Genomic DNA, 12,708 nt, shown 5'->3' with positions numbered 1-12,708 from the left:
CCCGTTTGCCTTATGAACGTTTGCCCGTATTTATTAAATGTGAAGAAGATAAAAGCATGTCCATTTGCAGCTTCGCCTCTAGCCATGTTTTCACGCGAATGACTTGTTTTGGCAAAGAGCCTTGGTTGTATGGGGTATCGAATAAAATGACAGGGATGTTGCATTGTTCACCGATGTCGCAAGCGTTGTCGTATTTGTCTTCGAAAAAGGCAGCGATGTTGTATGTTTTCACCGCTTCGATTTTATCATGTGAGCCGATAAGTTCGATGTGATGGTAATGAATCCCGTGTTTTTGAAACCATTGTTCGGTAATGTCGTATAAATGTTTGCCGCGGGCACTAATATAAAATAGCTCATATTGATGTTTCCAGCTATCGATGACTTCAAGCGCATTTGGTGCAAGCGGCGCTTCTTTGTAAATCATGCCTTCGTATTGTTCCATCCAGCGATCCATTTCTTCCTCTGTCGTGTCATACAAAGGCGCTAAATTGTATTGCGTGATGTCCGCAAGCGTTAATTGTTTTTGAAACGAACGGTTTAAATAGGGAATAAATGTACTTGGACAAGTAACGGTTCCATCGATGTCGATGCCAAGACGTTTTTTCATTGTAAATGAAGCACTCCTTTCTATTCGATATTGTAACATATCACATGTAATTTTCCTTCATTTGAAAACATTCGCAGCGATATTTTTTCGGAAACGACCGATACTAAAAATGCTCCTTTTACTTTACGAAAGCGAGGGAACAACATGGAGAATAACAACAAACGTACGTACGGAAGGTACGTGCAATCGATTGGTCGAGTAGAACGAGAGCCAGATTTTATGGAAGAGACGTCGGCAGAAATCGCTGAACCGGTTCGTCGATATGACGAACGGGAAGAAAGAGAAGGAGCAAATGGAAGCGGATGGGGATGGACGGCGCTTGCCTTGTCGGTTCTGTCCTTGTTTATTATGCCAATTTTGTTAGGAGCAGCAGGGATTATTGTCGGTTTTATCGCACGCCGGCGCGGGGCAACGATGTTAGGAATGTGGGCAATCGGTATCGGGATAGTATCGATTATTATCAAATTGTTTGTAATTCCTTTTTATTACTAAAAGAAAAAAGCTTGGCGCGGAATGCGTCAAGCTTTAGCTTGTTTGGCGAAATATTCTTCTGCGAGTTTGTCGACTTCTTTTTTTAATTCTTCGACCATCTTTTCTTCCGGAACTTTACGGACAATTTGTCCGTGGCGGAATAATAACCCTTCTCCGCGCGCCCCAGCGATGCCGATATCGGCTTCGCGCGCTTCTCCAGGACCGTTGACGGCGCAACCGAGGACAGCCACTTTAATCGGGGCCTTAATTTTCGCGATGTATTCTTCGATTTCATTGGCGATGCTAATTAAATCAATTTCAATTCGTCCGCACGTCGGACAAGAAATAAGTGTTGCTGCATTTGCCGCTAATCCAAATGCTTTTAACAACTCGCGCGCGACTTTCACTTCTTCGACCGGATCAGCGCTTAACGAAATACGCACAGTATTTCCGATTCCCTTGCTTAAAATGGCGCCAAGCCCAGCCGCACTCTTTACTGTTCCGGCAAACAGCGTGCCTGATTCGGTAATGCCGAGATGAAGCGGGTAGTCGAACGTTCTTGCTGCTTTTTCGTACGCTTCAATCGCAAGGCGGACATCGGACGCTTTCAACGATACGATAATGTCGTGAAAATCGAGCTCTTCTAAAATACGGATGTGATATAAGGCGCTTTCGACCATTCCGTCCGCTGTCGGATAGCCGTATTTCTCTAAAATCCGCTTTTCGAGCGAACCGGCGTTGACCCCGATTCGAATCGGAATTCCCCGTTCTTTCGCTGCTTTTACGACCGCTTCGACTTTTTCGCGGCGGCCGATGTTTCCCGGATTGATGCGAATTTTATCCGCACCGCCTTCGATTGCTTTTAATGCTAATTTGTAGTCAAAATGGATATCAACGACAAGCGGGATGTTAATTCGTTTTTTAATTTCTGAGATAGCGTTTGCCGCCCGTTCATCTGGGCAGGCAACGCGGACGATTTGGCATCCAGCTTCTTCTAATCGATGTATTTCAGCAACCGTCGCATCGACATCGTGTGTTTTTGTCGTTGTCATACTTTGAATAATGACTTCGTTGCTTCCGCCGATTGTCAAGTTGCCGACGCGAACCGGACGGGTTTTTGAACGATGAATGATTTCATTCACAGATCATTCGCTCCTTTGAGAACTTATGTTTTCTGCACTATTGTATCAGTGTTTATGGGAAATTGACAAGGAATTCGCTAAGTTACTTGCGATACATAGGAATTTTATACGATTTTCCGATTTGTAAAGCGGTTGCTTTGACGCCAGGGTTTAATGATTCAAAATCACGAATGAGCGTTTCCATCGGTACAGGTAAGGGACCTTTTTGCTGTTGTTCAATCAATGAAAGCAGCGTATCGCCTGCTTTTATTTCGACGATTTGATATGGTAGGGAAGCTTCCTTTGTTTTTTCATGTTGTGCATGAACGGTCTTTTCGTGTTTGTGGCCTAACGTTCCTTTTGTGACGTCATGATAAGCAGTGTATACAATTAAAAGAGTCGCGACGATACTCGTCCATTTTCTCACTTGCGTTTCCTCCTAATAAAAGTACCTACTACATACGTATGCTTGTCCATTCCCTATCATGTGTAGTGATAAAAAAAGATCATCTTTACTTAAACTTAACATTTGCTTAATAAAATCATAAAACTTGTTCGTTACAATAACTTTGTAAGCGAGATGATTAAGAAAATGATGGAGGTTACAAGGATGTTAAAGAGAAGCGTGAAGTTAGCAATGGCCGCACTAGTTATTACAGGGGCACTTGCTGGATGTGGAAACTCAGACAAAAATGCTACAGAAAATAACAAAAAAGATGAGAAACAACAGGCGTATACAGGAACGATTACTGTAGCAGGTTCTACAGCACTTCAGCCGCTTGCAGAAGAGGCAGCAAACGAATTTATGCAAAAATATCCGGATGTTTCGATTACGGTGCAAGGTGGCGGAAGTGGAACAGGGGTGAACCAAGTAGCAGCAGGTGCGGTTCAAATTGGTAACTCAGATGTTCCATCAGCAGAAAAAATTGAAGATAAAGCGAAAGCTGGCGAATTAGTTGATAATAAAGTAGCAGGGATCGCATTTGCGTTAGTAGTGAACAAAGATGTAAAAGTTGATTCATTAACTGTTCAACAAATTCAAGATATTTTTTCAGGGAAAGTGACAAACTGGAAAGAAGTAGGCGGAAACGATGAAAAAATTAACGTCATTAATCGTCCAGCTTCTTCAGGAACACGGGCAACATTTGAAAAAACGTTAATGAACGGTACGAAAGTGAATGACAGCATCGGAACAGTTCAAGATTCTAACGGTGCTGTTGAGCAAGCGATTCAGTCCACACCAGGTGCTATTAGTTATGTCGCGATGTCTTATTTAGTTGGTGATAAAGCAAATGCGTTAACAAAATTAAAAATTAATGGTGCGGAACCAACAGTCGAAAACATTAAAGCGCAAAAATATCCGTTCTGGTCGTATGAGTACATGGTCACAAAAGGCGAAGCAAAAGATGCTGTCAAAGGGTTTATTGATTTTGTCAAAAGTGAAGAGTTTTCTGCAAAAGTAAAAGAAATGGGATACATTCCAATTTCTGAATTAGAATAATTAAATATAGTGGACTGGCTACATTTTAGTCAGTCCTATTCGTTTGGATGAATTAGGGAAGGTGAATGAGAGATGAAGGGGAAAAAACCAATTAATTATTGGAAAAATGAATATATAGGAAGAGGGCTGGCTACATTTTGTGGATTTTTCATTGTTTTTGTTACTCTTTCGATTATTGTGTTTATTTGTAGTAAAGGAATTCAGTCATTCACGCAGAGCCATTTATCATTAAAAGAAATATTATTTTCTAAACAATGGGCACCGAACGATTCGCATCCTAAATACGGGGCTGTTATTTTTATCGCCGGGTCGACGTTTGTATCGCTTGGTGCGGTGATGATTAGTGCTCCTATTGCGGTCGCATTAGCGGTATTTATTAATCATATTTCTCCACAGTTCGGATCGAAAGTACTAAAGCCTGTGCTTGAGTTGTTGATTGGGATTCCATCAGTTGTTTATGGATTTTTAGGTGTTACTATTCTCGTCCCATTATTACGGGAATCATTCGGCGGGGTAGGATTTAGTTTGATTGCAGGGATTGTTGTGTTGAGCATCATGATTTTACCGACGATCGCAAGCATCGCTTCTGATGCGATTCAAAGTGTTCCGCATGCCTATTTAGAGGCGTCGTACGGATTAGGTTCAACGAGATGGCAAGCAATTAGCCGTGTCATTGTCCCTGCTGCTCGCAAAGGCATTTTAACAGGAGTTGTATTGGGATTAGCTCGTGCATTTGGGGAAGCGTTAGCGGTTCAAATGGTCATCGGGAACACCGTGAAGCTGCCTTCAGGATTATATAGTCCAACTTCTACCTTAACAGGGATTTTAACGATGGATATGTCCAATACATTAAACGGAACGGCGTGGAACAACGTGTTGTGGACATTGGCGATGGTGTTATTATTTATCTCTTTCGTATTTATTTTTATTATTCGTATCATTGGGCAACGGGGTGAGAAATGATGAAGGCGAGAACGGTTGATGCCATTTGGACATTCATTTTGTATGGAATCTCGGTTTTCATTGTGATTTTGTTAGGATTTTTCGTTGTGACCATCCTTTCGAAAGGATGGGGCTTTTGGGATCCGCATTTCCTTTTTGGAAACCCAAGCAACACTCAAGCGGGGGGCGGGATTGGTCCCCAATTAATTAACTCCCTTTATATATTAGTGTTGACGTTGCTTATTTCTGTTCCGCTAGGTCTTGGAGCAGGTATTTACTTAGCTGAATATGCAAAGCAAGGAAAAATGTTGAATTTTATCCGGCTTTGTATTGAAACAATGGCTTCTCTTCCTTCCATTGTTGTCGGCTTATTTGGTCTTTTAGTATTTGTGACATTAACGGGCTGGGGTTACACGTTACTTGGCGGTGCTTTAGCGGTGACGATTTTAAATTTACCAGGATTAACAAGGGTATGCGAAAGTGCTATTTTAGATGTTCCTCATAGTGTGAAAGAAGCCAGTTTAGGATTAGGAGCGACAAGATGGCAGACGTTAGTAAAGGTTATCCTTCCAGCTGCAGTGCCGCAAATTATGACGGGAGTGATTTTAGCAGCCGGCAGAATTTTTGGTGAGGCAGCTGCTTTAATTTACACATCGGGGCTAACTACACCGTTTTTAAATACCGCTGCTGATTTATCGAGCAAAGCACACCCGTTAAACATTTTTCGCCCTGCTGAAACGTTAACGGTACACATCTGGAAATTAAACTCGGAAGGGATTGTGCCGGATGCGAAACTAATTGCTGCTAAATCAGCTGCTGTTTTAATTATTATGGTTTTATTTTTTAACCTTACGGCTCGTTTGGCATCGACGCTTTTGCAAAAATATTTTGCTGGAAATATGCGCGCGAAAAAACGGAAAACGAAAATGGCATCTTAAGACAAAACAAACACGCAAGTCGTCCTCCTTGCGTGTTTGTTTTTTAAAGTTGTTTTACAGAAGGGATTTCTTTAATAGCTAAAAATAGAACGGAAATGGATACAAACCAATGAATCGGGACGGCGTATGGTACGACGGTTTGCAACGTTTCCATAATAGTAAAAAAGGTAGTCGATAGCGTTACCGCGTAAGCAGACATAATCCATGTGTGACGGTAAGAGATATTTTTGTCTAATGTGCTTCGCAAAATCAAGCCGATAAATGCAAGAACAGAAACCCCGATAAACTTGCTGGTGCTCGTAAATAAATAGATGAAAACAAAGAGAATCGGAATAAGTACCGGAAGCAATGACTGCAATGTTTCAAGAAGGGTTCGTACGTCTTCGTCTGTAAGAGTCATGTTAGAAAACATTGAATAGCTGTAAGTTTGCATTTGCCCGTTTGTTACAATAATTGCTTCATGCTTTAATAAGCCAATGGCGTTCGTTGCCCGCTCCACTTCTTCTTTTGTTACCGTTCCTGTGCTATCAAAGACAATCGTTAAGCCGTGTTCGTTAATAGTGATAGGCTGTGTAGCAGAAGAAGCAAGTTTCCCGTTTTCAATGTTGAAAGAAGGTATCTCGTTTTCCAATAACGTTTTCATGTAGCGAATCCCGTCGACTAAATTAACGGACATATAATAAGAAAGCGGTAGTGACGAAAGAAATGCTAACAGAAAGACGTATCCGATTGCTTTTCCGATTTTTTGAAATCGAAAGCGGGCAATGTCTTTTGGAGAATATAAACTTTTCCACAACTGTGCCAATATATTCACGTTTCACACATCCTTCCATGCTCATTGTATATTGTCTTTCTTCATAATTCAACTCATACGCCCAAGTAAAAAGAATCCCCGATTAGGAGATTCTTTTTACTTTAAAAGTGCGAACGATTTCCTGTAATTGTTTCACTAATTCGTTCAAAGATTGAGATGCGTGCGAAACGCTATCGATAGAGAAGGTTTGTTCTTGAACAATGGTAGCGACATGTTCCATATTCCCAGCGATTTGTTGCGAAACAGCAGCTATTTCTTCCATATTGGTAGAAATTTCTTGTGTTTGAGCACTAACATGATGAACAATATTTCCTACTTCTTTTGCTTTTGTTAAAACATGTTCCATTGACTGTCCAATTACTTTAAATGATGTATCTGTTTCATACACCATTTGAATGCCATCTTTAAGGACTTGAGCACCACAGTGCATGGAATCGACAGCTTGTTCTGCCTCGTGTTGAATCTCTTCAATAATATCTTGAATTTGTTTTGTAGCTTCACTTGTTTGTGTAGCTAGTTTTCTTATTTCGTTAGCTACTACAGAAAAACCTTTTCCGTGTTCCCCGGCTCTTGCTGCTTCAATTGCAGCGTTCAGCGAGAGAAGATTCGTTTGATTAGAAATTTGATTAATTAGACTAACAATTTGGTCAATTTTTTTCGATTTTTCTCCTAATATGTATATCATTTCGGCAGCTTGTCCGACGGTTTTTTGCGCCAAATTCATCTGTTTAACCGTGTTATCTACTAGCTGATTTCCCATGTGTATTTTTTGCTCGGCTGCGTTTGTAGACGCTTCAACTTCTGCCATAGAAAGAGTGGCTTTTTCCATACCAAGAGAGATTTCATGAAAAAATTGTGAAATTTCTGCTGTCGCATGAGCTTGTTTTTCTGTTCCTGCTGCTATTTCATCCATAGAGGTGGAAATCTGTTCAAAAGCTATTCTCGACTCATATGACGATTGTTGCAATGTTTCTGATGAATGGGCAACGAGTTTGGAACTTTCCTCTAAATGTTTAATTAAAGTCGTTAAACTATCGATCATTTGGTTGAAACCGGTGACCAGTGCATATATATCTTTACTGGAATGCTTTATGTGCAGGCGTGTCTGTAAATCTCCTTGCCCAACTCGCTGCATAGCACGTTTTAATGCATCAATTGGTTGCAGCATTTTTTGTATGATAAAAAAACTAATAAAACTAGAAATAAAAGCAGTAATAAGCGAAATAAGTAAGCTGATTTTTTGATATGAAAAAACAGGCTGTAAATATTCGCTATCTTTTAGCGCCAATACGTACAATTTGTTTAAATCGACGGAATAGGCATAACATAGCGTAATCCCTTGAAAATGAATCGTTCCTTGTTTTTTTTCATACATCTGATGAACAATGGAACGAGGTAAAGATGGTAGGGAACTATTAAAATGAATAAATTTTTCTATGCGTTTTTCTTTGGTTACTGCAAATTGCATTGGCGTTAAATGAAGAGCTTTAAATTTTCGTTCATTTAACATAAGGATATAGGGGAGTTTTTTGTCGAATTCCTCATTTGTTACGGTTGCTTTTAATAAGGAAATTTTTTCAATCGTTACTTCGGTAGATAACTGCATTTGTTGCTCGATTGATTGAACGGATAGTTGCTTATTTTTTTGATATCCAATATAAGCTATCGATAATAATGAAATGAAGATAACTATAATAATGACAAATGCTAATAATAATTGTAAATCCCATCTTTTTATCGAGAGCAAGGAAGAAAGAGACGATGGCTGTGTCCTAATGAATCGATAGAAAGTGAGCATGTTTTTTTTTCGTTTCTTCATAATTACGCTCTCCTCGTTTCAGGAATAAATTGCACGCTATCTTCAATGTATCCCATCAATGTTAAATGTTTGTTAAATAAATGTACAAAAAACGTTAAGATTAGCAAAGCAGGCAAATAAATTGAAACATTGTGGCAATTTTGGTAAGCTAGTTTTGAGTGGACGTGAAAAAGGTCACACTCGTCCACATACATAATGACAACAAAGGAGGAATTGAAATGCCTTTTGAATTACCACCATTACCTTATGCGTATGATGCGCTTGAGCCGCACATTGACAAAGAAACGATGAACATTCACCACACTAAACACCATAATACGTATGTGACCAACTTAAATGCTGCATTGGAAGGACATGCGGAATTGCAAAGCAAAACGTTAGAAGAGTTGCTTAGCAACTTAGACGCGCTCCCAGAAAGCATTCGCACAGCGGTTCGCAACAACGGAGGCGGACACGCAAACCATTCGCTTTTCTGGACGATTCTTTCACCAAATGGCGGCGGAGAGCCAACAGGCGAATTAGCCGAAGCAATCAACAAAAAATTCGGCAGCTTTGCTGCGTTTAAAGAAGAGTTTGCAAAAGCAGCAACGACTCGTTTCGGTTCTGGTTGGGCTTGGCTTGTGGTGAACAACGGTGAACTAGAAGTGACAAGCACTCCAAACCAAGACACGCCAATCATGGAAGGAAAAACACCAATTCTTGGCTTAGACGTTTGGGAGCATGCGTACTACTTAAAATATCAAAACCGTCGCCCAGAATATATTTCTGCGTTCTGGAACGTTGTGAACTGGGACGAAGTAGAAAAACGTTACCAAGAAGCAAAATAATGACAGGAAGGATGGCTTTTCGCCGTCCTTTTTTGTGTATAGAAGAAAGGAAAGCTGCCAACACTACCGTTTAGATGAAAAGGGGAGTTGGCGATGACGATTTTCACTCAAATAGTTAGTCAAAAAGCAAAGCGGGATTTGTTATTGTTATTGTGCATTGGCGGATGTTATGCGCTTAGCGTATCGCTGTCGAATGCGTTTGTGAACGTCTATTTGTGGAAACAATCTGGGGAGTTTCGTGATTTAGCGCTCTACCAGTTAGCCATTGTCACGATGCAGCCACTGACGTTTCTTTTCGCAGGGAGGCTAGCGAAACAAGTTGACCGCATTATCGTCTTGCGTCTTGGCGTGTCATTTTTAGCGCTTTTTTTTCTGAGTGTGCTTATCGTCGGTAATCATGCGCGCGATTATTTACTTTTGCTCGGCGCTTTATTAGGTATTGGGTACGGTTTTTATTGGCTTGCGTTTAACGTGCTCACATTTGAAATTACGGAACCAGATACGCGCGATTTCTTTAATGGTTTTTTAGGTATTTTAACGTCGGTAGCGGGGATGATTGGGCCGATTGTTGCTGGGTATTTTATTTCTTCCCTCGTCCAATCGATTGGCTACACTGTTATTTTTTCCACCTCCCTTGGCTTGTTTGTTGCGGCAGTTTCGCTTAGCTTTTTTCTGCAAAGGCGTCCGGCAAGTGGGACATATAGCGTATGGTACATTCTAAAGGAACGGAAAACGAATAAAAATTGGCGGCTTATTACGAGTGCGCATTTTTTTCAAGGATTGCGCGAAGGAATTTTCGTCTTTGTTATTTCCGTCTTCGTTTATGTAGCTACAGGAAGCGAATGGGCGCTTGGAAAGTTTGCGTTTGTCAATTCATTCACTTCGTTTATCGCCTATTACGTCGTGTCTCGCTTTGTTCAGCCGGAGCATCGTAAAAAAGCGATTTTATGTGGTGGGGTGTTGTTGTATGCCGCGCTCTTTCTAATTGTTTTTCATCTTTCTTACCCCCGTCTTTTGCTCTATGCAGTGACCATTGCGGTTGCATACCCGCTCCTTCTTGTTCCGTATTCTTCATTGACGTTTGATGTGATTGGGAAAAGCAAGGATTCTGCAGAACGGCGAGTAGAATATATCGTAGTGCGCGAATTGTTTTTAAACGGCGGGCGGGTGGCGTCGATTTTGTTATTTTTATTGACGATTGCCTTGTTTGATGAAAAAATAGCTATTCCTTCGCTAATGCTTGTGCTTGGTGCGGGTCATTCTCTCATTTATTTGTTCATCCGTCCCATCAAAGTGGATAGTGAATCGCATCTGCGCACAAATGAAGAGGGCTCTCTCTCATAAGAGCCTCTTTTTTATGCGATTTTCTAGTCAAATGTTATTATTTCTTTTAAAATAAACATGGAACGAAAAAGGGAGGGTTTAATCTTGAAGAAAAAGAAAAGGGCGCAATTGCCGTTTCGGTTAAATATATTGTTCTTTGGCGTATTCTTATTATTTTCGGCGCTAATTTTACGGCTTGGCGTCGTGCAAATTGTATATGGGGAACAATATCGAAAAGAGGTAGAGCGGACGGAAAATGTGACGGTAAGCATGCCAGTGCCGCGCGGAAAAATTTATGATCGATACAATCGTGTCATTGTGGATAACATTCCGCTCAATGCGATTACGTATACGCGTACGAAAACGACGACCCCAGAAGATACGCTAGTCATTGCTGAACGGTTAGCGAAATATATTGATAAACCGACGGATAAAATTACGGAACGAGACATGAAAGATTATTGGATTTTAACGAGAAAAGAAGAAGCGAAAAAGAAAGTGAGCGAGTCAGAGAAAAAAGCACTGAAGAAAAAAGGACTGTCTGATAAAGAGCTAGACAAAAAAATTTATGAACTGACATTGGAACGAATTACTCCAGAGGATTTAAAAGAAATTACGCCACGAGAAATGAAAGTGTTAGCGATTAAACGAGAACTCGACAGCGGTTATGCATTAACGCCGCAAATTGTCAAAAATAAAGACGTTACAAATCAGGAATATGCCGTCGTAAGCGAACATTTAGAAGAATTGCCAGGGGTGGACACGACGACGGACTGGGAGCGGCGCTATGTGTTTGGAAATACGTTTCGTTCGGTGCTCGGTAGCGTAACAAGCGATAGCGAAGGGGTGCCGCGCGAACAGCTAGATTATTTTTTAGCGCGCGACTATAGTCGAAACGATCGCGTCGGGAAAAGCTATTTAGAAGCGCAGTACGAAGATGTGTTGCACGGAAAAAAAGCGAAAATAAAAAATATTACTGACAAATCAGGAAATGTGATGGAAACGGAAACAGTATATGATGGGCAGCGTGGCAAAGACGTTGTATTGACGATTGATATAGAACTGCAGCAGCGCGTCGAACAAATTATCGAAGACGAGTTGAAAGCAGCAAAACGATTTGGTGGAACTCCTCTGCTAGACCGTGCGTTTGTTGTTATGATGAATCCGAAAACAGGTGAAATTTTAGCAATGGCAGGGAAACGGTTTGCCAAAGATAAAAATGGAAAGGTCGAGTTGCAAGACTATGCGCTTGGGACGATGACATCCGCGTATGCGATGGGCTCTGCGGTTAAAGGGGCAACGGTTTTAACTGGGTTGCAAACAGGTGTTCTTCATCCGTATACGTACATCGTCGACGAACCGCTTTATATTAAAGGAACGCCAGTGAAAAAATCGTACCAAACGATGGGGCGGATTAATGAATTGACGGCCTTGCAGCGTTCATCGAACGTGTATATGTTTAAAACAGCAATCGCCATCGGGGGTGGAGTATATCGACCGCACGCGCCGCTTGCAATTAACACAGAAGCATTTTCAACCATTCGCCGCTACTTTAGCCAATTTGGTTTAGGGGTGAAAACAGGGATTGATTTGCCGAATGAAATTATCGGGTTTCAAGGAACAAGTACGTTACCGGGATTTTTATTAGACCTTGCAATTGGGCAATATGATATGTATACACCGCTTCAAATGGTGCAGTATATTTCTACCATTGCGAATGGCGGCTATCGAATGAAACCACAAATTGTCAAAGAAATTCGTGAACCGAACAATGATGGAAAGGAACTAGGACCGGTCATTCGTGATTTTCAGCCAGTTGTACTCAATCGAATCGATATGAAAACTGAGTACATTAATCATGTGAAAGAAGGGTTGCGTCGCGTCATGCAAGAAAAAGGAGGAACAGCAGCGGGATTTTTCGCTGACGCTCCGTACAAACCAGCAGGGAAAACAGGCACAGCCCAAGCATTTTATGACGGACCAATTCAAAGCATGCGAAACGCGCAGACGTACAACTTAACGCTTGTCGGCTATGCCCCATATAATGACCCTGAAGTATCTTTTGCCGTCGTCGTGCCGTGGGCATATCAAAAAGAACCGCACTATCCAATTAACAACAAGATCGGTCGGCGAATTTTAGATGCGTACTTTGAATTAAAAAAGGAACGACTTCAACAAGGGACAACACAAAACAAACAAAATGCAACGTCTTCCGTTTCCCAGCCATAAATATTTTACGGACACTGATTATCTCGGGTGCTTCGAACGGTTCGAGGCACCTTTTTTACTTTACAAAAACTTAACATTTTCTTCAAACGCAATTAAAAGTTGCGTAGTATTCTGGG

At 41.1% G+C, this 12,708-nt stretch carries 12 protein-coding genes; 7 read left to right on the top strand and 5 right to left on the bottom strand.

Going from position 1 to position 12,708, the window contains the following annotated elements; genetic code table 11:
* Positions 1–10 precede the first annotated feature (10 nt).
* On the bottom strand, positions 11–607 hold the full coding sequence (locus GFC30_RS13040; RefSeq protein WP_066326224.1) for a hypothetical protein: 597 nt from the start codon (positions 605–607) through the stop codon (positions 11–13).
* 144 nt (positions 608–751) lie between these two features.
* Between GFC30_RS13040 and GFC30_RS13035 the strand changes: the two genes are divergently transcribed.
* A complete protein-coding gene (locus GFC30_RS13035) occupies positions 752–1,099 on the top strand; it encodes a hypothetical protein (RefSeq protein ID WP_066326223.1) in 348 nt (115 codons plus the stop codon).
* Between the two features lie 26 nt (positions 1,100–1,125).
* Here GFC30_RS13035 and ispG read toward each other — a convergent pair whose 3' ends face one another.
* Complete coding sequence (ispG, locus tag GFC30_RS13030; RefSeq protein ID WP_066326222.1) at positions 1,126–2,220, bottom strand: flavodoxin-dependent (E)-4-hydroxy-3-methylbut-2-enyl-diphosphate synthase; 1,095 nt, start codon at positions 2,218–2,220, stop codon at positions 1,126–1,128.
* Between the two features lie 82 nt (positions 2,221–2,302).
* Entirely contained in the window at positions 2,303–2,626 is a 324-nt protein-coding gene (locus GFC30_RS13025; RefSeq protein WP_066326221.1) for a LysM peptidoglycan-binding domain-containing protein, read from the bottom strand.
* Between the two features lie 183 nt (positions 2,627–2,809).
* On the opposite strand from GFC30_RS13025, the gene GFC30_RS13020 reads away from it, so the two are divergent.
* The 3 genes from GFC30_RS13020 to pstA all read left to right on the top strand — a co-directional run bounded on the left by GFC30_RS13020 (position 2,810) and on the right by pstA (position 5,580).
* Positions 2,810–3,700: a phosphate ABC transporter substrate-binding protein PstS family protein gene (locus GFC30_RS13020; RefSeq protein ID WP_066326220.1), complete on the top strand. Its 891-nt coding sequence runs from the start codon at positions 2,810–2,812 to the stop codon at positions 3,698–3,700.
* A 72-nt stretch (positions 3,701–3,772) separates the two neighbouring features.
* Positions 3,773–4,663, top strand: coding sequence for a phosphate ABC transporter permease subunit PstC (pstC, locus tag GFC30_RS13015; protein ID WP_066326219.1), 891 nt, complete (start codon positions 3,773–3,775; stop codon positions 4,661–4,663).
* Positions 4,663–5,580 (top strand): phosphate ABC transporter permease PstA, encoded by a 918-nt coding sequence (pstA, locus tag GFC30_RS13010; RefSeq protein WP_066326218.1) that lies wholly within the window; start codon positions 4,663–4,665, stop codon positions 5,578–5,580. Before pstC ends, pstA begins: the two co-directional genes overlap by 1 nt.
* Positions 5,581–5,623: 43 nt before the next feature.
* Here the strand turns inward: pstA and GFC30_RS13005 are convergent, their stop codons facing one another.
* Both GFC30_RS13005 and GFC30_RS13000 read right to left on the bottom strand, forming a co-directional pair.
* A complete protein-coding gene (locus GFC30_RS13005) occupies positions 5,624–6,394 on the bottom strand; it encodes a DUF1189 domain-containing protein (protein WP_066326217.1) in 771 nt (256 codons plus the stop codon).
* 82 nt (positions 6,395–6,476) lie between these two features.
* The gene (locus tag GFC30_RS13000) at positions 6,477–8,213 is read right to left on the bottom strand and encodes a methyl-accepting chemotaxis protein (RefSeq protein ID WP_066326216.1); all 1,737 of its coding nucleotides are present in this window, start codon (positions 8,211–8,213) and stop codon (positions 6,477–6,479) included.
* Between the two features lie 218 nt (positions 8,214–8,431).
* On the opposite strand from GFC30_RS13000, the gene GFC30_RS12995 reads away from it, so the two are divergent.
* From GFC30_RS12995 to GFC30_RS12985, 3 genes are all read left to right on the top strand, one after another.
* Positions 8,432–9,040 (top strand): superoxide dismutase, encoded by a 609-nt coding sequence (locus GFC30_RS12995; protein ID WP_066326215.1) that lies wholly within the window; start codon positions 8,432–8,434, stop codon positions 9,038–9,040.
* 93 nt (positions 9,041–9,133) lie between these two features.
* On the top strand, positions 9,134–10,384 hold the full coding sequence (locus GFC30_RS12990) for an MFS transporter (protein ID WP_066326214.1): 1,251 nt from the start codon (positions 9,134–9,136) through the stop codon (positions 10,382–10,384).
* A gap of 84 nt (positions 10,385–10,468) precedes the next feature.
* Entirely contained in the window at positions 10,469–12,592 is a 2,124-nt protein-coding gene (locus tag GFC30_RS12985) for a peptidoglycan D,D-transpeptidase FtsI family protein (protein WP_066326213.1), read from the top strand.
* Positions 12,593–12,708 lie beyond the last annotated feature (116 nt).

Origin of the sequence: Anoxybacillus amylolyticus (assembly GCF_001634285.1) — a bacterium.
Classification (GTDB): domain Bacteria; phylum Bacillota; class Bacilli; order Bacillales; family Anoxybacillaceae; genus Anoxybacteroides; species Anoxybacteroides amylolyticum.
The sequence above is the reverse complement of the archived record's forward strand: the minus strand, read 5'-3'. Positions and strand labels throughout refer to the sequence as shown.

What these genes read in the sequence shown, in the direction of transcription:
- GFC30_RS13040 (WP_066326224.1), bottom strand. Translation starts at nt 607, where the DNA reads ATGAAAAAACGTCTTGGCATCGACATCGATGGAACCGTTACTTGTCCA.
- GFC30_RS13035 (WP_066326223.1), top strand. Translation starts at nt 752, where the DNA reads ATGGAGAATAACAACAAACGTACGTACGGAAGGTACGTGCAATCGATT.
- GFC30_RS13020 (WP_066326220.1), top strand. Translation starts at nt 2,810, where the DNA reads ATGTTAAAGAGAAGCGTGAAGTTAGCAATGGCCGCACTAGTTATTACA.
- pstC (WP_066326219.1), top strand. Translation starts at nt 3,773, where the DNA reads ATGAAGGGGAAAAAACCAATTAATTATTGGAAAAATGAATATATAGGA.
- pstA (WP_066326218.1), top strand. Translation starts at nt 4,663, where the DNA reads ATGAAGGCGAGAACGGTTGATGCCATTTGGACATTCATTTTGTATGGA.
- GFC30_RS13000 (WP_066326216.1), bottom strand. Translation starts at nt 8,213, where the DNA reads ATGAAGAAACGAAAAAAAAACATGCTCACTTTCTATCGATTCATTAGG.
- GFC30_RS12995 (WP_066326215.1), top strand. Translation starts at nt 8,432, where the DNA reads ATGCCTTTTGAATTACCACCATTACCTTATGCGTATGATGCGCTTGAG.
- GFC30_RS12990 (WP_066326214.1), top strand. Translation starts at nt 9,134, where the DNA reads ATGACGATTTTCACTCAAATAGTTAGTCAAAAAGCAAAGCGGGATTTG.